We start from the raw sequence: 25,033 nt of genomic DNA, 5'->3' as shown, positions 1-25,033 counted from the left end.
AATGATCACTCTCTATAGCACGGAAGGCTGCCATCTTTGCGAGCAAGCGTTTGACTTGCTTGTTGAGGTGGGTGTAGATATGGAACAAGTAGATACCGTCGATATTGCATTTAACGATGAGCTTTTTTCTCGTTACGGTGTCACTATTCCTGTAGTGGCGAATGGCTTATCTGAGCTGAATTGGCCCTTTGATGCATCACAACTAAAGAATTGGTTAGAAGATAATGGCATTACTTACAATTAATAACGGACAACTGGCTTTTGGCGATCATCCGTTATTAGATAAATCTGATTTCGCTTTACAAGAAAATGAGCGTGTTTGTTTGGTTGGTCGCAATGGTGCGGGTAAATCGACGCTTATGAAGGTAATTGCTGGTGACATCATTATGGATGACGGCAAATTACAAATTAATCAAGATGTGGTGGTTTCACGTTTAGAACAAGATCCACCTCGAAATGAAGCGGGAACGGTTTTTGACTATGTTTCTGAAGGATTAGCAGAGGCAGGTGAATATTTAAAAGAATATCACCGTCTGCTTGATCTACTAGAGACTGACCCAAGCGAATCAAACATTAATAAGCTTTCTCGTGCTCAAGAAAAAATTGATCACCTAGGTGCTTGGCACTTTGATACGCGTATTAAATCGGTACTTGAATCACTAAAACTGGATGGTCATACACTTTTAACGGATTTATCTGGTGGTTGGCAGCGTAAAGCGGCACTGGCTCGTGCTTTAGTGTCTAATCCTGATGTTCTTCTTCTTGATGAACCGACGAACCACTTAGATGTGACAACGATTGAATGGCTTGAAACCTTCTTAAAAGATTTTAAAGGTTCGATTATCTTTATTTCGCATGACCGTGCATTTATTCAATCAATGGCGACACGTATTGTTGATTTGGATCGTGGTCAATTATCTTCTTTCCCTGGTGATTATGAAGGTTATTTACTTGCGAAAGAAGAGATGCTGCGTGTAGAAGCAGAGCAGAATGCCCAATTTGATAAAGTGCTTGCTCAAGAAGAAGCATGGATTCGTGAAGGTATTAAAGCGCGTCGTACTCGTAATGAGGGGCGTGTGCGTGCTTTAAAACAATTACGTCGCGAGCGTTCAGAACGTCGTGAAGTAATGGGTAAAGCGAACATTCAAGTTGATGAATCAAGTCGCTCAGGCAAGATTGTTTTTGAAGCGGAAAACATTAATTACGCTATTGAAGGCAAGACAATTGTTAAAAACTTCAGCTTTAATGTCATGCGTGGTGACCGTATCGCTTTAATTGGTCCAAATGGCTGTGGTAAGAGTACATTATTAAAACTGATGCTTGACCAATTACAACCTGAATCAGGCCGTTTGCACTGTGGCACTAAGTTAGAAGTGGCTTACTTTGACCAATACCGTGAAGCGTTAGATCCTGAAAAAACAGTTATTGATAACTTAGCTGATGGTAAACAAGAAGTCACTGTTGGTGGCCGTGAGCGTCATGCATTAAGTTATTTACAAGATTTCTTATTCTCTCCAAAACGTGCTCGTCAACCAGTTAAAGCATTGTCTGGTGGTGAGAAAAACCGTTTATTACTTGCTCGTTTATTCCTTCGTCCTAATAATTTATTGATTCTTGATGAACCAACCAATGATTTAGATATCGAAACATTGGAACTTTTAGAAGAATTACTTGCCAATTATCAGGGTACGTTATTATTAGTAAGCCATGACCGTCAGTTTGTTGATAACACAGTTACGACAAGTTGGATCTTCGAAGGTGAGGGCCAGATCGAAGAATTCGTAGGTGGTTATCACGATGCACAGCAACAACGTGCTAATGTACAGGCCGCTCGTGATGCAATGGCACCTAAAGTAACCAAGAAGAAGCCAGAAACTGTTGAAATTAAAGAAACAACAGTGCAAGCGAAACCAAAGAAATTATCTTATAAGTTACAGCGTGAGCTTGAACAGCTACCTGAACTTTTAGAGAAACTAGAAAACGAAATTACAGAACTTCAAGAGAAAGTGAACGACGCAACTTTCTTCCAACAAGAGCCGAAGGTGACAGAACCTGTCTTGGCTCGCTTGGCTCAAGCAGAGCAAGAGTTGGAAGTGGCATTCGAGCGTTGGGAAGAACTTGAAGCTCTACAATAGGAAGTTAAATGAGTAGTAAATTACAATTAACCACATTAGCTGTTTTGGTGTCTGCTGCGCTTCCTGCGCAAGCAGCGCTTTATAAAGTGGTGGAAGTAGCTCCAGGTGTTTCTGGTAATGAAGTATATGGAACTGCGATTGAGCCAGGTACAACATCTGATCCAAAAGGGTGTTTTGTTAACGATTGTGGTGATGGAGCTAGTTACAAATTAGCTGGTGAAACTCGTAATCGTCCTGATGGTTTTTCATATCGTGAAGAAGTTCCTTTCGCAATGGATAACTCATTTGGCTATATTGAAGATGATTATGACGGCTTTGAAGACTATTGCTTCTATCAGCTAGGTTATGCAACGTGTGAATACTGGGCTTCTGATCGTTGGTCTAGTTGGTACAATGAAACATATAGCAGTAATACACCTAACTCATTAGCATTTATTGAAGGTAGTGCTGAAAAACCATCTGGTGCGATTAATACTGTTATTAACTCATTGGATCCTAGTGGCCAGCCAGTTGGTAACTTTAGTACTTCAAGTAAGCGTAATGAAGCTTTTTCTGCTGTAACAAATTCTACCTTAACATCAAAAGCTCAATCTCGAGCCTGGGCCAGTGATGGAACGTATACGGTTGGTAGCACTTCATCTAAGAGTGGCATAGGTGGTGAGCGTTATTATTACTCATCAGCGCCAGCTATTTGGAGTGCTTCAGGTTTTGTATCGATTCCAAGGGCTGGTGGATATGACGTTGATGGTGATTATTACGCACAAGGCAGCATGCGTGATTTCTATATTGATAGTGCTGGTGGTAAGACTTATGGCGTAGGTTATAATAACTACAGCGATCAGCATATGAATGCGACTATTTTTATAGGTAATTCAGCGACACCGACTTCAGCTACTTGGAGCTCAGCATTAATTTATAATGCTCAAGTTGATATTAGTGGTGATAACATCAACTCTAATTCAGTAGCGACCAATATTAATAAAAACTTAGTTGTGGTTGGCCAAGCCAAACGTTCTGGTGGCTTCCCGCAAAATGGTGCCGCATCGAATCGTTTGTTCATTGTTCCTGATGCATCAGCAAGTTCAATTAATGCTTCATTCTTCTATGGTGGTATCTTCTTTGATGGTGCTGGTGGTGAAATGGGTGGCATTAACAATTTCAATGAAATTGTTGGTCGTATTGACTCTGAAAATCACCGTGAATACGATGGTAAACAGCGTCGCCAACGTGCATTTATTTATCCGTATGGCATGACACCTAAAACCGATTCTTCAGAAGAAGCTGCAATTACTGCTAGAAGATCGATATTTAAAAATAAAGCTTGGCTTCTTGATGATTTAACAAATGGTGGTTCTGAAAGCAGTAACAACAACCAATATCGTATCTATGATGCCAGTGACATCAATGATGCCGGTGTTATCTCTGCAACCGCGGTGAAGTGTTCAGGAGGCTATGACTCTACATCACATAACGCATATTGTGGTGATGGTAATGGGACTGAAAAAGTTGTAGCGGTTAAGTTAGTTCCAATTGTTGGGTCTGATGCTTCAGTAATACAGCCTCGTAACTATGATAGCACAGCAACAGAACGTAAAGGTGCGGGTTTAGGCTTTGGTGCTTTGACCATGCTAGGTTTATTTGGTTTCATGCGTAAGCGAATTAAATAAAACTTAATTAATAAGATTAAGCCTGAAGTCACATTATGTGGTTTCAGGCTTTTTTTATACTTGAAAAACACACAAAATTAGTCGATTCTTAATATTGTCATCATGAAATGTTCATGATGAACCCTAACTAAATAAAAGGGTGAAGTAGTAAAGTAGTACATTTATGAAGCAACATGCTTTCCATCTATGAGGACTGAACTATGAAGAGACAAAAGCGTGACCGTTTAGAACGAGCACAATCACAAGGGTATAAAGCAGGCTTAAATGGTCGCTCATCAGAGCATTGCCCATATCAATCAATGGATGCTCGTTCATGTTGGCTAGGAGGCTGGCGGGACGCAAGAGACGACAAACAGTCCGGTTTGTTTAAGTAAACCCATAAAATAAAAAGAATTTTAAAATTAAAGCCTCTATATGAGGCTTTAATTTTTTTCTAGAGTTGACGAAAAACGAGTTAAAGTAACCTAACACCTAGAGTAGGTAATATAAGTTACAAAACAGCACTAGCGCACTATAACTTATTATATGTAGCAATAAAAAAGCTAGCCCCGAGCTAGCTTTTAATCACTCTAAAGAATAGTTTAATTAGAATGCCGATGTATCTTGGAAAAGACCAACTTTAAGATCTTTTGCTACGTAGATTTCTTTACCATCAACAAGTACACGACCATCAGCAAGGCCCATAACCAGTTTACGGTTGATAACACGTTTAAAATCGATTTCGTAAGTTACTTTTTTCGCAGTAGGAAGTACTTGGCCTGTGAATTTAACTTCACCCACACCTAAAGCACGACCTTTACCTTCGCCGCCAATCCAGCCAAGGAAGAAACCAACTAATTGCCACATAGCATCAAGGCCAAGACAGCCAGGCATTACAGGGTCGCCAGGGAAGTGACAATCAAAGAACCAAAGATCTGGAGTAATATCTAACTCTGCGATCACTTTACCTTTACCAAATGCACCTTCTGTTTCAGACATAAGAGGGATGCGATCCATCATTAGCATATTTGGTGCAGGTAGTTGTGGACCATTTGGGCCAAATAATTCGCCGCGGCTTGATGCTAGTAAATCTTCGCGATCATAAGAACTAGGTTTGTTTTGCATTAAAGTATTACTCCTAAATAAGTTGCAGAAATTCTAGCTAACACTTGTACTCATATCAAGTCTGATCAGCGCTGGTTAAACCAGTGTTTTATTCGACATAATAAAGCGGAACAATGAGTTGGATGATGTTCAACCTCTTCAATATGTTGAGCAATTAAAGAGAAAATAGACTCATGTTCTTCTGACTGTAATGGTAACCCCAATAAAATCTCAACTGCTTCTTCAACGTTATTTACAGGGTAGATAGTAAATAAGTTATCTTCTACAGCTTGAACGACATCATCGGAAAGTACAAGATTAATTCCATTTGTTGCTGGGATAATAACACCTTGCTCACCAGTTAACCCACGTTTTTGGCATAACTGATAAAAGGCTTCAATTTTTTCGTTAACACCGCCAATAGGCTGAGCAGAACCAAACTGATCGACAGAGCCTGTAATAGCGATACTTTGAGTTATTGGCTTAATTGATAGGGCACTTAATAATGCACATAATTCAGCTAAGCTAGCGCTGTCACCATCAACTTCACAATAAGATTGTTCAAATACCATTGAAGCGGTAAAAGGTAAAGGTTCACGAGAATCAAGTTGGCTTAAGATATAAGCTTGCATGATCAACATGCCCTTAGCATGAATATTACCACCAAGTTCCACTTTACGTTCAACATCAGATAGCTCGCCATCACCAGTATGTACAACACAAGAAATGCGTGAAGCTTCACCATAAGAAATAGGGTGCCCTGGAACAGATACGACGGTTAGCCCGTTAATTTGGCCAACTTTTTCACCTTGAGTTTCAATAAGAATGTTGTTTTCGAGAATATCGTCTAACGCACGTGATGGTAAATAAGATTCAATATAGTATTTAGATTCAATAGCACGATTAAAATCGGCTGCACAAACACTGGTTTTTGATTCAGAAGCTAATGAAGCTTGAGCCAAAAATGAATTTAGCCAAATTAAACATAAATTTAATCGAGTTTGATCTTCACACTCACGTGCGCCAACTTTTAATAATGGCAATAACGATAAGCCATCATTTAGTGGTAAATGTCCATTATCGTTCAATATAGCATTAATGAGCTGAACGTAAGCAGTTACGCTGTCACTTGATATTTTTGTATCAAATTCGTACTCAGAATACATGGACATGCCAGCAAGTAAATCGGGTTCTAGTTGTTCAATTTCACCTAATAAAGCGCGATCACCAACGATGATTAATTTTACATCGACAAACAGTTGATGGCTTGTTGTTTTAGGTGATTTAAGATCACTTGAAGGAATCGTTATAGGACTGCCTTGCAGTAGACTTTTTAATCTAGGCCATAAATATGGATTAGCAAGCAAGATACTTGGCGATATAATTAAAAAACCACCATTAGCTTGTTGAAGTAAACCTGATTCTAAACTATCAGATTTATTATGATAGATACCAAATAACTCTGCTTCAGATGCACTTTCAGCAATAATAACCGGCACATTGCTATCTTGATCAACACGGTTCTTACTATTATTCTTTAGCCATGTTGCAACATATTCACGATAAACTCGGTTATCTAATGCGGTTAACTGAAGTATATTAATGCCATTGATTTGAGAGAAATTCGTCAGGGCTTGAACTAATCGAGGTTGCAAAGAGTAGGCGTCTTGAACTTCAGATAAGAGTGCATTATTCAAATCATTTTCGATATGCGCGAAATTTGGTGAAATTGTAAATGGCGTGTCTACTAACTGCATGCTTACTTATGACTAAAAAATAAAATCGATTATACATGACATAATGTAAAACGTCTGATTTTTCAGAGCTTACATTAGCAATTAGATCAGAATCTCATATTTGTTGTTATTTAATTGAACTTGCCAGTGTCTACAGTTACACTGTCACCCAACATTTTCTTTTATAACGAGTGACTTATTATGAAGTACCAACAACTTGAAAACCTAGAAGCTGGTTGGAAATGGATGTATTTGTTCAATAAGCACCGTATGGGAGAATCTATTACTTGTTATATTGATTCAAGTGAACAAAAAAAATGGGTTGATGAGTTTGTAAAACTTGAACATGAACCCGTTAAAGCGCTTGAGTGGATTCAAAAACACATGAATCCAGAGCTTGAAAATAAACTTAAACAAGCAATAAGGGCTAAACGTAAACGTCATTTTAATGCAGAACAAGAGCATACTCGTAAGAAGTCTATTGATCTTGATTATCGAGTATGGGAAAAACTCTCGTTAAGAGCGCAAGATTTAGATTCAACGCTATCAGATACCATTGAATATTTACTTAGTGAAGCATCAAAAACAGAAAAGGTTAGCCGCACTGTTTCTTCATTAAAAGCTGACTTGCATGAGCTCCTTAAATAGGAGCTTCTTTATTACACTTAATGCACTATAACTCGCTTTCGTGTATCTAATTAATCAAATAACTCAATCACTAGCTTATTGTTTTTTATAACTAAATTAGGTTCAGAAGACTTAATAAGAGATTCTTTAAGTTTATTGGAATCGAGCTTATATGCTGGTTCATTTGAAAGTGCATAACCAATAATTGAAACCGCGGGTTTTAATAGAGCAGCAATATCTTGCGGCAATTCGCCATTTTGATCTTCAAATTTTTCTAATCTAAGTGCTTTTAAATAAATTTCACCTGTTTTTTTATCGTATTCAGGAATCGCACTGAACTCTAGAGATAAAGCCAAATTCTGGGTTAGTTGATTCATGATCTCAACATCAGCGGTTGTATTTGCATAAACGGCAATTCGATTCGCATCTACACGGCCAATAGTGACATTCACATCTTCAACATTTACTTGCGCATAAAGCACACCAGGAATACCTACAGATTTTTCAACATGAACTTCATTAGATAGGTAATCTGTCATTTCTTGTTCTGTAACTGAATAGCTAGCACATCCAGATAATGAAAGAACACAAGACAGAGATAATAGCATTGATTTACAGTGATTCATGGAAAGTCCCATATTGAATAGTAATAGATATTGTGACAATGTAACTATTTAAAAATAACAGATACAGTTTACTGGTGGATTAAAGTAATAACAAATTAAAACGTAAGATATCACCAAGTATTGACTTAAAGTGCCAGGATAATTTAGTAGAACGAGTGAATAGCAAAAATGACGATACACTTAAATGAGTGATTTAAAGAAATGAATCATAAACAGAAAACTAAGATAGTATAAGAAGCATAAAAGAAAACTTGAAACCATATGATACTAATAAGCAAAAATAGCATTTTAAAGCCGATTTTCTCTGATAATTAACCTAACACTTTAGTGCGCATTATGTATATTATGTTAAATAGGGTTTAGGGTTATATAGATTGTTGCTTGTAATGCTACACTATCTCTTATCTTCACTGTTTTTCGCTTCAATTTAACCATAATCGTATTTACCATAAAATAGCTAATAATCATTAAATAATACTTCGTATTTATCTATTGATTATTAGCCTGATTGTTACAAGCTAAGTTACTTAAGAACTGTACTTGATTAAAATATCTGATAAGTCTTTTGCTCTGATTGGTTTTGATATGAAATCGTTCATACCAGCTTCCAAACACATTTCTTTTTCTGTCTCCATTGCATGTGCTGTGATTGCTATTATGGGTAGCTCGATACCTAACTTTCTTAATTCAGTTGTTGCACTGATACCATCTTTAACTGGCATCGATACATCCATAAGAACCACATCAAAAAACTGACAGTTTATCTGATGTTTAAATATTGAAATAGCCTCTTCACCATTACTGACTATTGATACATGGTGGCCCTGTTTTTCTAGCAATATCTGAAGAACAGCTTGATTTGCTTTATTATCTTCTGCTAACAAAATATTTAAGCTACGCTGATTAACCAATTCTTTAGCTTCATTATTTAATTGTTTCGGTAAATTGCTGATCTCTTTTAAAGGCAGAGTTATTTTAAAAGTACTGCCTACATTTAAGCGGCTTTCTACTGCTATTGTTCCTTGCATTAGTTCAACTAAGCGCTTAATAATAGCTAAACCAAGACCAGTTCCACCGTATTTTCTAGTTATTGAACTGTCTGCTTGCACAAATGGTTTAAATAATTGCTCTAATGTTGTTGAAGCAATGCCAATTCCGCTATCAGTAACTGATATAGATATTGAATTATTAGGTAACTTATCGATTTTAACAGCGACATGTCCATGATTAGTGAATTTAATCGCATTGCCAACTAAATTGAAGATTATTTGAGATAACCTAGTTGCGTCAGCAAAAACATATTTAGGTATATTTTGTGACGCCGTAACAGTTAAAGTAATCCCTTTATCCTTAGCTCTTGTGTTTAAAAAATTAATAGATGTATTTAAAGATCTCAATAAATCAATTGGTTGTTCGTTTAAAACAAATGTTCCAGCTTCAATTCTGGATATATCAAGTACGTCACTGATTATTGTAAGCAGTAATTGAGAAGAGCTTTCCATTTGATTGAGCCAATCTAATTGCTCTTCTGAAAGTAAACTACTATGAAACACATCCACAAGACCAAGTATCGAGTTTAATGGTGTTCTAATTTCATGACTCATCATAGCCAGAAACTGTGACTTTGCTTTATTTGCTTTTTCAGCTTCAGTTTTTGCAGTTTGAATGTCTCTGATTCGTTTTTTTCTAGCAGAGATATCTTTTGCTGTGCCTCGGTAACCAACAAAAGTACCAAACTCATCGAAAAATGGTTTACCACTAAGGCTTAACCAAACTTTATTATTGAAAATATCAGGATTCCATTCCACTTCATGAAATGGTTCAAGCTTTTTTTCTGATTCAATTATCGTAGAGTTAATGAAATCATTGCTGATCAAGCTAAGTAGATTTTGAGATATGATTGATGTGTTATTTATTTTAGTATCAGACAAGTAAGTAAAATTAAATTGAGGATCCGTTTCCCAGAACCAGTCTCCGACGGTTTCAGCAAAATCTTGAAAACGTTCCTTACTTAAGAAAAGCTCTTTTGTTTTAAGTGAAACCATCGCATTGAGACGTTCTTTATAATCGATATCAATGACTGCCCGCTCTACTAATGGCATAAAGCGTTCAATTTTATCTTTTTCTAATGTCGAGTAAGCTCCAAATCTTGAGCATGCTAAAATTATTACAGCATAACCCGAATGGGACTTCAGGCCACATATTGCAACAGAAGAAAATAAACTTTGTAGGTCTGAATTCTTAAATAAAAATGCTTTTGTTTTATGTGGTTGGAATAATACGATGGTTTCATCATGGCAAGCACGATAAAAGAGATCGTTATACGACCACTCTAAATTATCAAAATATGGATTTGTTGATGCTAAAACTGAAAAATTATCTTTATCGGTTGATGAAACAACAATAGCGTTATCAAACTCAACAAATTCCTTAATGACATTTAATAAACCATTAAAAATATCTTCTTTCGTTTGTGCATCTGAAATGGCAGATAAACCACGCAAAATAACTTGATTTTCTTTATGAAGTTGAGCTTCACGTTCTTTACTTCGTTTTAATTCCAACAGTATTTCTTGAAATTGTTCTTTTTCAGAATGATTTTTCACAGACAATACCTAATTATGAAATAAAACGGTTGATACCATTAAGTTACCGTGAGCATTTTCCCCACCAGTAAAACGACCTTGTTCACCAAAAGTAAATGGGCAAATATAAGGAGCTCCGTGCATTGCTGCATTCACCGAATCACAGACATCTAACATAGAGGATTTAATGTGCATCATTGAACCTGCACAAAAAATATTAATGCCACCAATTGGGACAAATTTCTCTTGTTTAAAATTCGTTGCAGAGTCAATAACCCGTTGAGGTCGTGATATGATTTGGTCTTTTTCTCCATACATAACAAATACTTCTTCGCCTTCATATATATTTGCGAAGCACTCAATCCCTCCATCATTCGTTATCTTAGTTGGATGTGCAAGTTTAAAGTATGGAATATCATACATATAACCAGCAATACGTCCGAATGGGTATTGAGCCATGTTTTCTAATAAATTTGCGCTTTTGTTTAACAAACAAGACATATTCGTCCACTCTTTATATACTTCAAGAGCTGGACGGTTATCTATTTCATAAATAGTTCGTTTATCTGTTTTTGTTGCTATACCAGATACATTTGAAGGAGCGTATCCTGAGTGAAATGAATAAGATACTTTACAGGAAGGATAGAAAACTGAAATTGAAATACCGCTTTTCACGCAACCGTCTTGTGTAAAGACACTCCATAAACCTTGATTGTGATTGTCTGCAGCTGTGCCACCAATAAGTGGAACAGGAGAACCAAAAAAAGTATCAATAACTGAAATTATTTTTTCTTCATGGCCTGAAGTTGCATGTAATAATACTAACGAAGGTAATTCCCCTTCCCTGCCACTATCTTTAATCGCTTCCTCTAGTAGGTGGATTGTTAATGACTCTATATCATAGTGGGAAATAAACTGACTGATACTCGTCCCATAGCAACCTAAACCGGAATCGAAAATCCCCCATACAGCTATTGAGTGGTCATCAGCAAATCCTTGATCAGTCATGATTCCTTGGCAAGATGTGCATCCATGAATTTTACTAGACGGAAACTGACTCTTTAATGTCGAGATGATCGTTTCTTTATTATGCCGTTCAGTGAAATAACATAATATTAAATTTGGAGCAGATTGTTCAGTAGCCATATTTCGGATACAGTCATATACAGCATCATATGAATTGTTTTTTTGCGAAACACCACTAATTATCTTCAAAATTGCTCCAAATAGTCATAGTTATATGTATATTTTACATATTTATGTTCGAGCGCTTGATTTTTGAACGTTATCTATTTAACCCTATGAAAAGAAATTATTTTTTTGCAGTAAATATGATTTCTTCATTTTTCCCATCTGCTGTAATCATAACTAACCATTTCATTTCATTATGTTTACATTTAGGTACAAAGGTTGAATAAGACGCTACATCACCGCCCTTTAATTCTTTTGTGAATTTCAATATGCCCATATTCATGTCGGCACCTTTTGCTTGAAGATTTAAGGCAATATCCTCGCCTTTAATGTTAACAATCATCTCAGCATTTTGCTGTATCGGTCTTGAGGCAACATCAATAATGAATTGATTATTATCAATATTAATCAAACATGCTTGCTCTGTCATATCACATGCCGTTGATAATTCACTGTTAGATGTTAAACCACTTTCGGGAACGTAGGTAATTGTTCTCCAAGTAAATGCGGCGATTAAGACAAATAATAAGAAAATAAGTTGAAATAAACGGGGTCCTGTTAACTTTTCCACTGCCATAGTTGTAAAAACCTTTGTTATCTAGTTCAAAAAAAGAGAAAAAATGTTGCTTAACCGTAAATTTAATGTGGCCACCAACTGTCATTCAATTTTTAAGTGAAGTATCATTGATGCCGAAAATGCCATTTTTGCATTAAAAAAGGATATTTCAAAATAAAAGAGTCACAAATTTAATTATTTAGAAATAGAATTTTGGATGGCATTGCGAACATTTTGTTCGCACTAGGGAAAGTAAAGTGTAGTTAATAATAAAAGTGGAAGCATGCAATTATGAGCCAAGTACAGCAGCATGAACAAAACTACAACTATACCGTTGTTCGTCAGTTCTCTTTAGTTACCATACTTTGGGGTATTGTTGGCATGGGTGTAGGTGTACTAATTGCCGCTCAGTTAGTTTGGCCGCAACTAAATTTCGATACACCATGGCTAACGTATAGCCGTTTGCGACCTCTGCATACTAATGCAGTAATATTCGCATTCGGCACAAGTGCCCTGTTCGCAACATCTTATTATGTTGTGCAGAGAACTTGTCAAACACGTTTGTTTGGTGGTCCATTAGTTGCGTTCACCTTCTGGGGATGGCAAGCAATTATTCTAGCAGCAGCAATTACGCTGCCTCTAGGCATTACATCAGGTAAAGAATACGCAGAATTAGAATGGCCGATTGATATCGCTATTACACTAGTTTGGGTTGCGTATGCCATCGTCTTCTTTGGAACTTTGTTTAAGCGTAAAACATCTCATATTTACGTAGCGAACTGGTTTTTTGGAGCCTTCATTTTAACCGTTGCTGTTCTTCATATTGTGAATAGCCTTGCGGTTCCTGTATCTCTGACAAAATCGTATTCAATGTACTCAGGTGCGGTTGATGCGATGGTTCAATGGTGGTACGGCCATAATGCGGTAGGCTTCCTTTTAACTGCTGGTTTCTTAGGTATGATGTATTACTTCGTACCAAAACAAGCTGAGCGTCCAGTTTACTCTTACCGTTTATCTATTGTTCACTTCTGGGCATTAGTTTCTCTTTATATCTGGGCAGGTCCTCACCATTTGCATTACACCGCACTACCTGACTGGACTCAGTCACTTGGTATGGTGATGTCATTAGTTCTATTCGCGCCATCATGGGGCGGTATGATCAATGGTATTATGACGTTATCTGGTGCTTGGCATAAACTTCGTTATGATCCTATCTTACGTTTCCTAATTGTGTCTTTGTCTTTCTATGGTATGTCTACCTTTGAAGGTCCGATGATGGCAATTAAATCAGTAAACGCCCTATCTCACTATACTGACTGGACAATCGGTCACGTACATTCTGGTGCTTTAGGTTGGGTTGCAATGGTTTCAATTGGTTCTTTGTACCACCTAATTCCTAAGCTATTTGGTCAAGAGCGTATGTACTCTGTATCACTAATCAATGTTCACTTCTGGTTAGCGACAATTGGTACCGTTCTTTATATCGTAGCAATGTGGATATCTGGTGTTATGCAGGGCTTAATGTGGCGTGCAGTAAATGCAGACGGTACATTAACATACAGCTTTGTTGAATCATTAGAAGCTTCATACCCATATTACTTTGTTCGCTTTATAGGTGGTTTAATCTTCTTATCAGGAATGTTCTTACTTGCATACAATACATATAAGACCGTTACTGCTCCGAAGAACAGCCTAAAAGCTATTCCACAACCGGCACATTAAGGAGACCATGTTATGAGTTCTAATCGTCATGAAATCATAGAAAAAAATGTTGGTCTTCTTGCGGTTCTTATCGTTGTTGCTATTAGTTTTGGTGCATTAGTTGAAATTACTCCTCTAATTTTCCAAAAACAAACAACAGAACCGGTAGAAAACCTACGTACTTATACCGCTCTTGAAATGGAAGGTCGTGATATCTATATCCGTGAAGGTTGTAGTGTTTGTCATAGCCAAATGATTCGTCCATTCCGAGCAGAAACAGAACGTTATGGTCACTATTCTGTGGCAGGTGAAAGTGTATGGGAACATCCATTTTTATGGGGTTCTAAACGTACAGGCCCTGACCTAGCTCGCGTTGGTCAACGTTACTCTGATGAGTGGCATCGTGTTCACCTTATCAACCCTCGTGATGTTGTTCCTGAATCAAATATGCCTGGCTTCCCTTGGTTGGAAGAAAACGTACTTGATGGTGAACTAACATCGAAGAAAATCGCCCTTTTCCGTGACAACTTTGGTGTTCCATACACTGAAGAGGACGTGAAAAATGCTTCTGAAGAAGTAAAAGGCAAGACTGAAATGGACGCATTAATTGCTTACCTTCAGTCTCTTGGACATGCAATGAAGTAAGGAGGTCCCTATGGACGCTGGTACTATTCATGCAATTTGGACGGTCATTCTGTTTTTAAGCATGGTAGGCATTATTTTCTGGGCATACAGCAAAAAACAAAAAGCACGCTTTGAAGAAGCTGCCAACTTGGTTTTTGCTGATGAAGAAGAAAATACTACTTCAAGCAACAAAACGACAGGAGTTGACAAACAATGAGTACTTTTTGGAGTCTCTGGATAAGTGTCATTACTATTGGTACGTTGATTGGTTGTGCTGTTTTACTTCGAGCTTGTTTGAAAAATACAACAGGTATTGAAGAAGGCGAAGACATGGGTCATGAATACGATGGTATTCGTGAACTTAACAACCCATTACCAAAATGGTGGTCTTATCTTTTTTGGGCAACACTAATATTTTCGATTGTTTATTTAATCCTTTATCCAGGATTAGGTAACTTTAAAGGAGTATTAGGTTGGACTAGTTCGGACCAAACCGTTCGAACAATTGAAGAATCTCGTGCATCTATTGAGCGCTCTCACAAAGAGAAAACGCTGGACCAATTTGCACGAGAACTAGACGATGCAAATACAAACTTTGGTGAAACATTTTCAAAACTTGCATATAAGCCTGGAACCTCAGAGTTCCGTGCAATTACAGATATAGCTAATGATGATGAAGCACTAAAAGTTGGACAACGTCTATTCTTGCAAAACTGCTCGCAGTGTCATGGTTCTGATGCTCGTGGCATGATTGGCTTCCCTAACCTAACTGATACTGCATGGTTATATGGTGGCGAACCGCAAGCTATCAAAACAACCATTATGGAAGGTCGTATTGGTAACATGCCAGCTTGGGGAGACGCTTTAGGTGCTGATGGTGTAAAAGAAGTTGTTTCTTATACGCTTAGCCTATCAGGCCGTAAAGTAAACTCTAAAGAAGCAGCGGCAGGTAAACAGCGCTTTGTTGTTTGTGCTGCTTGTCATGGTACAGATGGTAAAGGTAACCCTGCATTAGGAGCGCCTGATCTGACTGATAATGACTGGCTATTTGGTGATTCACGAGCTGCAGTTACAGAAACTGTCGCTAATGGTCGTCAAGGTGTAATGCCAGCATGGAAAGACGTATTAGGAGAAGAAAAAGTACAACTTCTCTCTGCTTACGTTTGGAGTTTAAGCAACAAATAATATAATAAAAGCCTCTGTGTAATCAGAGGCTTATTCTTTTCTTATTATTTTTCGATAAGATCTTTTTATAGGAATTATTACTATGCCTCAACCTTGGTATAAGCAGTTCTGGCCTTGGTTTCTCATTATCCTTCCAGCCACTGTTGTTGTTGCCTGTATTACAACGTTTGTCCTTTTTGTAGAAAATGATGTCGATCTTGTTGCTGAAGATTATTACAAAAAAGGAAAAGCGATTAATGTTGATCTTTCTAAGATTAAAGTCGCTCAAAACTTAGCTATTCACGCTCAAGTCCGTAATCTTGATAACGTAATTGAAATAAAGTTAGATAAAGGTAAGTTAGAACATAACCCTGCTATTAAGGCTATCTTTACTCATAGAACATTACCAAATCATGATTTCTCGCAGATCTTAACTTCTGATGCGAAAGGCATTTACCGCATTACATTAGAAGAACCTATTACTGGTCCTTGGTTTATTGAATTACTGCCACATGACAGTTCATGGATGGTTCAAGGCCGAACTAACTTCCCTAGCAAAGATTTTTTCCCTTTAGGTAAATAATTAAAATAAGTAGACCATATGTCGAAGGAATGTTACCACTGCAATGAGCCTGTACCATCAGGCTCAAATTTTCATGTTGATATTTTAGGTGAAACTCGTGATATGTGTTGCCCAGGCTGTGAATCAGTAGCGCAAACTATCGTTGAAAATGGCCTGTCTTCTTATTATCAATATCGTACGGCTCCAGCAGACAAAGCTGATCTAATCCCTGAACAATTAAAAGCACTTACTCATTATGATCACGAAGAAATTCAAAAGGAGTTTGTGAGAACAAATGATAATTATCGTGAAGTGACATTGTCACTTGACGGAGTCTCTTGTGCTGCCTGTGCATGGTTAATTGAAAAACAACTTTCAGCCGCTAAAGGCATTCATCAAATAAAAGTAAATACATCAACACACAGAGCATTACTCAGTTGGAATCCAGAAGAAACAGAGCTCAGCTCCCTACTAACTTTAATCCATCAGTTGGGCTATAAAGCTGCACCTTTTGAAGCAGACAAACAAGAAGAAGAATATCATCGTTCAATGAAGCAATATTTATATCGTTTAGGTATTGCTGGATTAGCAACAATGCAAGTAATGATGCTTGCTGTTGCTCTTTACTTAGAAGTATTTGGTGATCTCGACGCAGAATTTCGTAATTACCTGCGTTATGTCAGTCTAGTTTTTGCAACGCCAGTAATGCTTTATTCCGCCTTACCTTTTTACATGAATGCGTGGCGTAGCCTTAAAGCACGAACACTAGGCATGGATGTTCCTGTTTCAATTGCCATGTTATTTGCTTATTTTGCAAGTGTCGTTGCAACCGTAACTGAAACCGGCGAAGTTTTCTTTGAATCTGTGGCGATGTTTACTTTCTTCTTATTACTTGGTCGCTTTCTTGAAATGCGAGCAAGAAGAAAAGCCGCAGCGATTACGGGGAATCTCCTTAAACTCATCCCAGTAATGGCAACCTTATCTTCAGGAAAGCGAGTTCCGGCTCGTACATTAGATATAGACGATATTGTTGTTGTTCCACCTGGTGAGCACCTTCCAGCTGATGGTATTGTTGTTTCAGGAACAAGCGCTATTGATGAATCCATGTTTACCGGTGAATCAATGCCAATTGCAAAGAGTGAATCCGATGCTGTTTATGCGGGTACAATTAATGGTGATGGCAATTTAACGGTCAAAGTCACCAAAACAAAAGCAGATTCACTCATCTCTAATATTGTGAAACTTCAAGATGAAGCGCAAATGTCCAAGCCCAAAGTAGCAGAAATTGCTGATCTTGTTGCTCGTTATTTTGTTGCTGGAATATTGATAATCTCGGCATTTACTTGGTTTTATTGGCATGAAACGAAACCAGATGACGCCTTCTGGATCATGCTTTCAGTGCTTGTTGCAACCTGTCCATGTGCTCTTTCATTAGCGACCCCGACAGCCATTACCTGTTCGACATCACGTTTAGCTCAATTTGGACTTATGTTACGTAGAGGGCATGTTTTAGAAACCTTATGTAAAGTAAATCGCCTAGTTATTGATAAAACAGGAACGTTAACTGAAGGTAACATTCGCTTAGTTAAGGTGAATACATTCACTAATACGACAGAAGAAGAATGCAAAGCGCTTGCTGCAGAACTCGAATCTTTTGCTAATCACCCTATTGCACAGGCATTTTCATCATTTAGAAAGCCTGAAACTACCTATTTTGAGCGTGTTGAAAATGTTATTGGTTCTGGGTTAATTGGTTATCACAATAACAGTGAATGGAAAATTGGTCATAAAGCGTTTGCAGCACCGACAACTCATATAGCTAATGAAGATAACTATCAAGTTTGGTTATCTAAAGATAATCAAGCAGTAGCAGCATTCTCACTTGATGATCCTATAAGAAAAGAGAGTAAAGAATTTATTGATGCTTTGCATAAGTTAGGCATCAAAATAACCATGTTAACTGGAGACAGTAGCTCTGCAGTATCGAAAGTCGCTAATGAATTGGATATTGATACCGTCGTTTCTGGCGTTTCTCCGCAAGGAAAATTGGAATATCTCACCTCATTACCAAAGCATGAAATTAGTTTAATGGTTGGGGATGGAATAAATGATGCACCGACTTTGGCTGGCGCTCATTTATCCATAGCTATGGGATCGGGAACTGATGTAGCTAAAGCTTCTGCGGATATGATTTTACTTGGCGATCAACTAACAAGATTAATTGATGCTCGCGAATTAGCGATGAAAACACGTAAAATTATTCGCGAGAACTTAGCTTGGGCTTTAGGTTACAATGCAATCATTCTTCCACTCGCAGTTATGGGATTAGTTGCACCATATATTGCCGTTATCGGAATGTCAGGAAGCTCTATAATTGTTGTAACTAACTCATTGAGGTTATTAAAAGAACATGGCTAGTTTATATTTATTAATCCCTATCGCAATTATGCTCGTTTGCGTAGCTGTCGCTGTTTTTATTTGGGCAGTAAAAAGCGATCAATTTGAAGATTTAGACCGTCAAGGCTCTGAAATCCTATTTGATGAAGAAACAAAAGCCTCAGTAAAAGATAAAAAAAATGAACATTGATTTTGTTGCTGCATTTTTTGTGGGCTTAATGGGAGCTGGCCACTGCATAGGTATGTGCGGTGGGATTTCTGCCGTAATTTCCATGAACGCTTCTACTAGCCGCTTTCCTAAGTGGCAATTTATAGTTTGTTACAATATTGGAAGGCTCCTTTCTTACTCTATTTTTGGAGCAGTTATTGGTGGTGTTTTTGTATCGATAGCGAATGCAAGTCAAAGTTATAGTGCATTAGTTTATTTACGTATATTTGCTGGTTTATTAATGTGTTTGCTTGCACTTTATATTGCAAACTGGTGGAAAGGCTTAATTTATATCGAACTATTAGGTAAAAAATTATGGCACTACATCTCACCTCTTACCAAACCACTATTGCCTCTAAAAAGCCCATTTCATGCGATTCCGTTCGGCTTTCTTTGGGGTTGGTTACCTTGCGGATTGGTTTATTCCACCCTAAGTTGGGCTGCAGTTTCTGGAAATGCCATTAATGGCTCACTATTAATGTTTTCATTCGGATTAGGAACTTTACCAGCAATGTTACTTGTCGGTCTTGGCGCAGAAGCACTAAAAAAATGGTTAAATCATATTGTTACCAAAAATATTAGTGGATTACTATTAATGGGCTACGGTCTACAAACAATATATATTGCGCTAAATCAATTAAGTTAATCGCAAATTTTTTGCATAGTCTTATTTTTATGCTACCACTTTAGTGCGACTTAGTTTAAAATTGACCTATATCAAATATAAGAGCATTGAATGAGATGATGTCAGATAACTCAGCAAACAAACGAATTCAGTCAGGCGGTTGTGCTATTCACTGTCAGGATTGTAGTATCAGTCAGTTATGTATCCCATTTACTTTGAATGATTCTGAATTAGATCAGTTAGATGAGATCATTGAACGTAAAAAGCCAATTCAAAAAGGTCAAGAGCTATTTAAAGCGGGTGATGAACTGAAGTGTTTATACGCTATACGTTCAGGCACAATCAAAAGCTACACGATCACAGAACAAGGTGATGAGCAGATTACTGCATTCCACCTAGCTGGTGATCTCGTTGGTTTTGATGCAATTACTGAAGCTCAACACCCTAGTTTTGCTCAAGCTCTTGAGACATCGATGGTATGTGAAATTCCTTATGAAATCTTAGATGATTTATCAGGAAAAATGCCAAAACTTCGTCAGCAAATCATGCGCTTAATGAGTAATGAAATTAAAGGCGACCAAGAAATGATCCTTCTTCTTTCTAAAAAGAACGCAGAAGAACGTTTAGCGGCATTCCTTTACAACCTATCGACTCGTTTTCATCAACGTGGCTTCTCTCCAAGAGAATTCCGTTTAACAATGACACGTGGTGATATTGGTAACTACCTAGGTTTAACTGTTGAAACAATTAGCCGTCTATTAGGTCGTTTCCAAAAAACTGAAATGCTGACAGTAAAAGGCAAATACATCACAATCAATGATCATGATGCCCTAGCTGAGCTTGCTGGTTCTGCGAAAGAAATTAAGTAAATCGTAAACAATTACTGCTTTTAAAAAGTGAGGTATATCTCTTGATGTACCTCACTTTTTTGCATCTAACTTCCCCACTTTCATTCCCTAACTGCTACAGTATAGATAACAGAACAGTTTTATGAATTTGGTTTTTACCAAGGAGGTTAGTATGAACCGCTACCGTAAAATACTTGTTGCTGGGATCATAGATCAGGAAGAACAACCTGCACTGAAACGTGCATTAGATATTGCTAATCGAAGTACAAAACCAAGTGAGATCACCCTGTTTTGTACCACTTATGATTTTTCTTATGAGATGACTTCTATGCTATCTGCTGATGAGCGGATGGCGATGCGTAACGGTGTTGTCTCTCAAAAAGTAAAAATGCTTAATGATGTTATTGCTGATTATTCTAAATCAGATCATGTCACTATAACCATCAAAGTCGTTTGGCATAACCGCCCATATGAAGCCATCATTAATGAAATCTTCGATGGCAGTTATAACATATTGATAAAGGCAACACGTCAACATGCAAAATTAGAGACTGTATTCTTTACGCCAACGGATTGGCATTTGTTACGCAAGTCTCCTATTCCAGTTTTATTGGTTAAAGAACGCCCATGGCCTGAAAATGGCAACATTCTAGCCTCAGTACATGTTGGGTCTGAAAACCCTGCACACTTACAACTGAATGATAAAATGGTTGATGAAGCCATCTATTTCGCTGAAGTGTTAAACTCAACACCTCACCTAGTTAATGCTTATCCATCAACACCACCATCTATTCATGTGGAATTACCAGAATTTAATGCTGTGCAATATAAAGATGCTATTCGTGGCCATCATTTGACACAAATGAAAGCATTAAGACAAAAACACGGTATTCCAGAAGAGCAAACTCACGTATATGAAGGGCCAACTGAAGAAGTAATTTCTGAAGTTGAAGATGAACTTACCGCAGGGCTTGTTATTCTTGGTACCACAGGCCGTACTGGTTTGTCTGCAATTTTTATTGGTAACACTGCTGAAAACACTTTAGATTTACTTAACTGTGATATTTTAGCCTTAAAACCAGATGGTTATATTAGCCCTTTGGACCCTAACCATATCAGCTAAATTTCATTAAGGCCTAATTCTGAACAAGTATTAGGCCCTTTTCTCCCAAAATAATCCCGTCTAAACTCGCTTATTGATCTTGTTTGGGTATAATACCCGCCTTATCAGTTCCACCATTAGTTTAGAGTAAGTAAATGAGCGAATTAACTAAAGCGCAGCAATACAATTTCAATAAGCTTCAAAAGAAAATCCGTCGTAATACTGGTAATGCTATTGCCGATTACAACATGATTGAAGACGGTGACCGCATCATGGTATGTCTATCTGGTGGTAAAGATAGCTTCACTATGCTTGATATCTTAATGAGCTTAAAGAAAAGTGCGCCGATCTCATTTGACTTAATCGCTGTAAACCTAGACCAAAAACAACCGGGTTTCCCTGCGCATATTCTTCCTGAATATCTTGAGAAATTAGGTGTAGAATATAAAATTGTAGAAGAAGATACCTATTCTATCGTTCAAGATAAAATTCCTGAAGGTAAAACGACTTGTTCTCTATGTTCACGTTTACGTCGTGGCATTCTATACCGTACAGCAAAAGAACTAGGTGCAACTAAAATAGCTCTTGGCCACCATCGTGATGATATTCTAGAAACCATGTTCTTAAACATGTTCTACGGTGGTAAATTAAAAGGCATGCCACCAAAACTAGTTTCAGATAATGGTGAACACGTTGTAATCCGTCCTTTAGCTTACTGTCGTGAAAAAGACATCATCAAATACGCTGACATGCGTGATTACCCTATCATTCCATGTAATCTTTGTGGCTCACAACCTAACATGCAACGTCAAAACGTTAAGCAAATGCTTAATACATGGGATAAACAGTTCCCTGGACGTATTGAAACTATGTTTACTGCAATGCAAAACGTAGTTCCAAGTCATTTAGCTGACTTTAATACGTTTGACTTTAAGAGCATTAACCGTGATTCAGGTGTTATTAACGGTGGTGATATTGGTTTTGATAAAGAAGAAATGCCAACATTACCAGTTGATGCAGACGATGCCGTTGCAGAATTTGATCCTGCATTAAAATTAGATGTTGTGAATGTAGAGTAATAGCAACACCCTAATACAAAAAAGGCGCAAACATTAACCGTTTGCGCCTTTTTTATTTTGTTTTTATTCGAACTATTTTACTAGCCATGGTGTTACTTTTAATGCTTCAGTTGGTAGTTCAAATTTAACATCATCATTATACTTTCGAAGATCTATTGTTACTTTCCCATTGTTAAGTGGCAGTAACTCACCTGTCGAAACGCTAACACCATTAGTGACCGCGTCACTAAAAACAAAAGTAATACCTTCAACATCAGGCATGAAATATTTGGCAAACATTCCACCAATATCCGAAAGCATTGCATCCATCTGAATCGTTAATTCTTTAAGCTCTTTAGCTGATACTGAACCAACGAAAGACTTATTTGCCAATACCTCCATCGAGATATCACATTGCTTGCCTTCTTCAGTTTGGATATAAACTAATGGATTAGCTGACTTTAAATTGTTATCAATAGGAAGAGGTAATTCTTGGTTATTCGGAATCGCAAATTCCTCATAATGCTCTTCTTTTTCCATCCATGCTTTTGTTATCTGACAAGCTTTACCGGTTTTAGCGTCGTTAAAGAAAAGTGCCATACGAACATCATCATGCCCTTCTTTCTGGTTCACTTTTAATTGATAGTAAAGCTTTGTATACGTAAAGCGATACTGCTCAGCTTTCACAGGTAGTGCCAAACACAATAGTGACAACGTCGTCGCACTAATCCATTTTTTCATTTTATCTCCAGTATTGGCTGTTGTGGCGGATCATCGCTTGAATTTCTTCAACATATGCCTCACCACGCTCTGAGTAACGAATTAAGCCATTCGCTAATACATTCGCTTCTTGCTCTGGTGTTAAGTTTTGTGGAGAAGCATGCAATTCCATACGAATTTTACGAAGGTCTGCATACGCGTTATTGCGATTAACATTCATAAAGTATGCATGAACCGCTTCTTGAGATGAATCAAACTTAGCGACCTCATGTACAGCACCTTCATTGCGTTTACTCGGTACAACACCACAGCCTTTAGTGTAACACCACTGGCCAAAGTAATTGTTAGCTTCGCGAGCAAAACGAGATGTGCCCCATGCAGATTCATTAGCCCCTTGGCTAAGAACTAAAGGCGCAGGAATGTAATCAACCTTAACAAGCATATTATTAAGCCACTCAGCCGTTACACCTTTATCCGTTAACTTTTCTTTATAGGCTTTTGATAACTCAGTAGCCTTTTCTAACTCTTTTGATGATAAATCTGTATCGTTGTCGTTTTTAATAACTAATGATTCAATAAACGCACGCTCTTCTTTAACACGAGCATTTTCAGCAATAACCGCTGGATACATAAAATTAAAAAAAGCAGCCTTTTTTTCTTTTACATCTTTAAATGCTTTAAAATCCGGCACTTCTTCTTTAGGTGTACATGCCGCCATCATTAATACAGTAGATAAAATTAAGATTTTTTTAATCATTATTAAACTCACGCATTGAAAATATCATTTTGAACAGATTGATCAGGTTTATCCTCATCATCTCCACTCTTATCTTTCACCATTACTTTTAAAGTAATACCAAACATATTGCGGTAAATAATTCCTTTCACGTTAAAAATGAAAGGCATAACTACAATCAAACCGACACCATATAATGCAATACCGAACACCAACGCCAGCATAATAACAATATGAATTAACAGCATAGACGCCAGTTTTTTATTTGTCGCTCTAAATGAAAGTAATAACGCTTGTAATGGCGGAACCTTTTTCTCGCACACAAGTAAAATAGACATACCAAAAGCCATCGACAAATAAAGGGCTACCATTGGTAAATAAATATTTACCATACCTTGCAACACTTCAGATAAAATCGTAACGAGTGCCACCATGCCAGCTGAAGCGATCCCTTTAAAAATATAGCTTGTGCGACATTTTAAACCAGCAGCATGACTCATGCCCATTAAGCTTGCTCCTGCCGTTAGTGGAGAAACAATCACTTGAGCACTTAAACCAGCGACAAATGCAGCATATGAAATCTTCGTTGTTAGTTCAGTTTCACCTAAAAATGCCTTAAATAAAACAGCAGGATCACCCAGTTGAATTTGAAGCGCTAAAAAGAATACCGCCATATATGAGAATGTGAGCAATAGTATTGCTGGAGAAAAGACGAAAAAATGTTTAACCGTATTTTTCCAAGCTTCTTGAAGAACACTCACAGGGCTCAATTCAAATTGACCTGAAACTGCCTTTTCAATACTGCCGCCTAAGATAAACGTTTTCTCTTTTGGTTGTTCACTCATTTCTGTGTACCACAATAAAACATGGGGCGATTATACGTATTTCAAAGCATGTGTGCAGTATTCATAAAAAAGAAATTATCTAAATACAAAGTTATTTGTAACAAATGACACCAACTTACTGATTTTCGTCTATAATAAAGCTCAAAATAGATACACAAATAGATTGAAAATCAACGACTTTTAAAAAAGTTTGCCATATCAAATAAAAAAAACTTTTCATATTGTGAGATGGGGTCT

At 37.4% G+C, this 25,033-nt stretch carries 25 protein-coding genes; 16 read left to right on the top strand and 9 right to left on the bottom strand.

Going from position 1 to position 25,033, the window contains the following annotated elements:
* Position 1: 1 nt before the first annotated feature.
* From GNP81_RS06355 to rmf, 4 genes are all read left to right on the top strand, one after another.
* Positions 2 to 244, top strand: coding sequence for a glutaredoxin family protein (locus tag GNP81_RS06355; RefSeq protein WP_005419207.1), 243 nt, complete (start codon positions 2 to 4; stop codon positions 242 to 244).
* A complete protein-coding gene (locus GNP81_RS06350) occupies positions 225 to 2,135 on the top strand; it encodes an ABC transporter ATP-binding protein (protein ID WP_155672361.1) in 1,911 nt (636 codons plus the stop codon). The genes GNP81_RS06355 and GNP81_RS06350 overlap by 20 nt, the downstream gene beginning before the upstream one ends.
* Positions 2,136 to 2,143: 8 nt before the next feature.
* On the top strand, positions 2,144 to 3,802 hold the full coding sequence (locus GNP81_RS06345) for a DUF3466 family protein (RefSeq protein WP_155674435.1): 1,659 nt from the start codon (positions 2,144 to 2,146) through the stop codon (positions 3,800 to 3,802).
* 200 nt (positions 3,803 to 4,002) lie between these two features.
* Positions 4,003 to 4,176: a ribosome modulation factor gene (gene rmf, locus GNP81_RS06340; protein ID WP_005419214.1), complete on the top strand. Its 174-nt coding sequence runs from the start codon at positions 4,003 to 4,005 to the stop codon at positions 4,174 to 4,176.
* 211 nt (positions 4,177 to 4,387) lie between these two features.
* Here rmf and fabA read toward each other — a convergent pair whose 3' ends face one another.
* The gene (fabA, locus tag GNP81_RS06335; RefSeq protein ID WP_005419215.1) at positions 4,388 to 4,906 is read right to left on the bottom strand and encodes a bifunctional 3-hydroxydecanoyl-ACP dehydratase/trans-2-decenoyl-ACP isomerase; all 519 of its coding nucleotides are present in this window, start codon (positions 4,904 to 4,906) and stop codon (positions 4,388 to 4,390) included.
* Positions 4,907 to 4,971: 65 nt separating this feature from the next.
* Positions 4,972 to 6,642: an AAA family ATPase gene (locus GNP81_RS06330; RefSeq protein WP_155674436.1), complete on the bottom strand. Its 1,671-nt coding sequence runs from the start codon at positions 6,640 to 6,642 to the stop codon at positions 4,972 to 4,974.
* 180 nt (positions 6,643 to 6,822) lie between these two features.
* On the opposite strand from GNP81_RS06330, the gene matP reads away from it, so the two are divergent.
* Positions 6,823 to 7,269, top strand: a complete 447-nt coding sequence (matP, locus tag GNP81_RS06325; RefSeq protein ID WP_155674437.1) for a macrodomain Ter protein MatP — start codon at positions 6,823 to 6,825, stop codon at positions 7,267 to 7,269.
* Positions 7,270 to 7,319: 50 nt separating this feature from the next.
* Here the strand turns inward: matP and GNP81_RS06320 are convergent, their stop codons facing one another.
* The 4 genes from GNP81_RS06320 to GNP81_RS06305 form a co-directional block, all read right to left on the bottom strand.
* Positions 7,320 to 7,874 carry a YceB family lipoprotein gene (locus GNP81_RS06320; RefSeq protein ID WP_005419219.1) on the bottom strand — a complete coding sequence of 185 codons (555 nt, stop codon included), beginning with the start codon at positions 7,872 to 7,874 and terminating at the stop codon, positions 7,320 to 7,322.
* A 527-nt stretch (positions 7,875 to 8,401) separates the two neighbouring features.
* Positions 8,402 to 10,480 carry an ATP-binding protein gene (locus GNP81_RS06315; RefSeq protein ID WP_336495418.1) on the bottom strand — a complete coding sequence of 693 codons (2,079 nt, stop codon included), beginning with the start codon at positions 10,478 to 10,480 and terminating at the stop codon, positions 8,402 to 8,404.
* A 9-nt stretch (positions 10,481 to 10,489) separates the two neighbouring features.
* Positions 10,490 to 11,674 (bottom strand): FIST signal transduction protein, encoded by a 1,185-nt coding sequence (locus GNP81_RS06310; RefSeq protein WP_146862364.1) that lies wholly within the window; start codon positions 11,672 to 11,674, stop codon positions 10,490 to 10,492.
* 97 nt (positions 11,675 to 11,771) lie between these two features.
* A complete protein-coding gene (locus tag GNP81_RS06305) occupies positions 11,772 to 12,227 on the bottom strand; it encodes a hypothetical protein (protein ID WP_155674439.1) in 456 nt (151 codons plus the stop codon).
* Positions 12,228 to 12,497: 270 nt separating this feature from the next.
* Here GNP81_RS06305 and ccoN point away from each other — a divergent pair, with 270 nt between their 5' ends.
* From ccoN to ttcA, 11 genes are all read left to right on the top strand, one after another.
* Positions 12,498 to 13,928 (top strand): cytochrome-c oxidase, cbb3-type subunit I, encoded by a 1,431-nt coding sequence (ccoN, locus tag GNP81_RS06300; RefSeq protein WP_146862370.1) that lies wholly within the window; start codon positions 12,498 to 12,500, stop codon positions 13,926 to 13,928.
* Positions 13,929 to 13,940: 12 nt separating this feature from the next.
* The gene (gene ccoO, locus GNP81_RS06295; RefSeq protein ID WP_146862373.1) at positions 13,941 to 14,552 is read left to right on the top strand and encodes a cytochrome-c oxidase, cbb3-type subunit II; all 612 of its coding nucleotides are present in this window, start codon (positions 13,941 to 13,943) and stop codon (positions 14,550 to 14,552) included.
* Positions 14,553 to 14,562: 10 nt separating this feature from the next.
* Positions 14,563 to 14,748, top strand: a complete 186-nt coding sequence (locus tag GNP81_RS06290) for a cbb3-type cytochrome oxidase subunit 3 (protein WP_005419228.1) — start codon at positions 14,563 to 14,565, stop codon at positions 14,746 to 14,748.
* Positions 14,745 to 15,716, top strand: coding sequence for a cytochrome-c oxidase, cbb3-type subunit III (gene ccoP, locus GNP81_RS06285; protein WP_005419229.1), 972 nt, complete (start codon positions 14,745 to 14,747; stop codon positions 15,714 to 15,716). Before GNP81_RS06290 ends, ccoP begins: the two co-directional genes overlap by 4 nt.
* 82 nt (positions 15,717 to 15,798) lie before the next feature.
* Positions 15,799 to 16,278: a FixH family protein gene (locus GNP81_RS06280; protein WP_017019643.1), complete on the top strand. Its 480-nt coding sequence runs from the start codon at positions 15,799 to 15,801 to the stop codon at positions 16,276 to 16,278.
* Between the two features lie 18 nt (positions 16,279 to 16,296).
* Positions 16,297 to 18,675, top strand: coding sequence for a heavy metal translocating P-type ATPase (locus GNP81_RS06275; protein WP_155674440.1), 2,379 nt, complete (start codon positions 16,297 to 16,299; stop codon positions 18,673 to 18,675).
* A complete protein-coding gene (ccoS, locus tag GNP81_RS06270; RefSeq protein WP_146862387.1) occupies positions 18,668 to 18,844 on the top strand; it encodes a cbb3-type cytochrome oxidase assembly protein CcoS in 177 nt (58 codons plus the stop codon). Before GNP81_RS06275 ends, ccoS begins: the two co-directional genes overlap by 8 nt.
* Positions 18,834 to 19,508: a sulfite exporter TauE/SafE family protein gene (locus tag GNP81_RS06265; protein WP_155674441.1), complete on the top strand. Its 675-nt coding sequence runs from the start codon at positions 18,834 to 18,836 to the stop codon at positions 19,506 to 19,508. The genes ccoS and GNP81_RS06265 overlap by 11 nt, the downstream gene beginning before the upstream one ends.
* A 95-nt stretch (positions 19,509 to 19,603) precedes the next feature.
* Positions 19,604 to 20,356: an FNR family transcription factor gene (locus tag GNP81_RS06260; protein ID WP_005419235.1), complete on the top strand. Its 753-nt coding sequence runs from the start codon at positions 19,604 to 19,606 to the stop codon at positions 20,354 to 20,356.
* A gap of 151 nt (positions 20,357 to 20,507) precedes the next feature.
* Entirely contained in the window at positions 20,508 to 21,458 is a 951-nt protein-coding gene (gene uspE / locus GNP81_RS06255) for a universal stress protein UspE (RefSeq protein WP_005419236.1), read from the top strand.
* 134 nt (positions 21,459 to 21,592) lie between these two features.
* A complete protein-coding gene (ttcA, locus tag GNP81_RS06250) occupies positions 21,593 to 22,516 on the top strand; it encodes a tRNA 2-thiocytidine(32) synthetase TtcA (protein WP_155674442.1) in 924 nt (307 codons plus the stop codon).
* Positions 22,517 to 22,588: 72 nt separating this feature from the next.
* Here ttcA and GNP81_RS06245 read toward each other — a convergent pair whose 3' ends face one another.
* The 3 genes from GNP81_RS06245 to GNP81_RS06235 are packed head-to-tail and all read right to left on the bottom strand — an operon-like array spanning position 22,589 to position 24,796.
* Complete coding sequence (locus GNP81_RS06245; RefSeq protein ID WP_155674443.1) at positions 22,589 to 23,236, bottom strand: DUF2987 domain-containing protein; 648 nt, start codon at positions 23,234 to 23,236, stop codon at positions 22,589 to 22,591.
* 1 nt (position 23,237) lies between these two features.
* Positions 23,238 to 23,972, bottom strand: a complete 735-nt coding sequence (locus GNP81_RS06240) for a glucosaminidase domain-containing protein (protein WP_155672339.1) — start codon at positions 23,970 to 23,972, stop codon at positions 23,238 to 23,240.
* A gap of 8 nt (positions 23,973 to 23,980) precedes the next feature.
* Complete coding sequence (locus GNP81_RS06235) at positions 23,981 to 24,796, bottom strand: DUF2189 domain-containing protein (RefSeq protein WP_005419243.1); 816 nt, start codon at positions 24,794 to 24,796, stop codon at positions 23,981 to 23,983.
* Positions 24,797 to 25,033: the final 237 nt, after the last annotated feature.

It is taken from the genome of Aliivibrio fischeri (genome assembly GCF_009727955.1).
Lineage (GTDB): Bacteria > Pseudomonadota > Gammaproteobacteria > Enterobacterales > Vibrionaceae > Aliivibrio > Aliivibrio fischeri_A.
The sequence above is the reverse complement of the archived record's forward strand: the minus strand, read 5'-3'. Positions and strand labels throughout refer to the sequence as shown.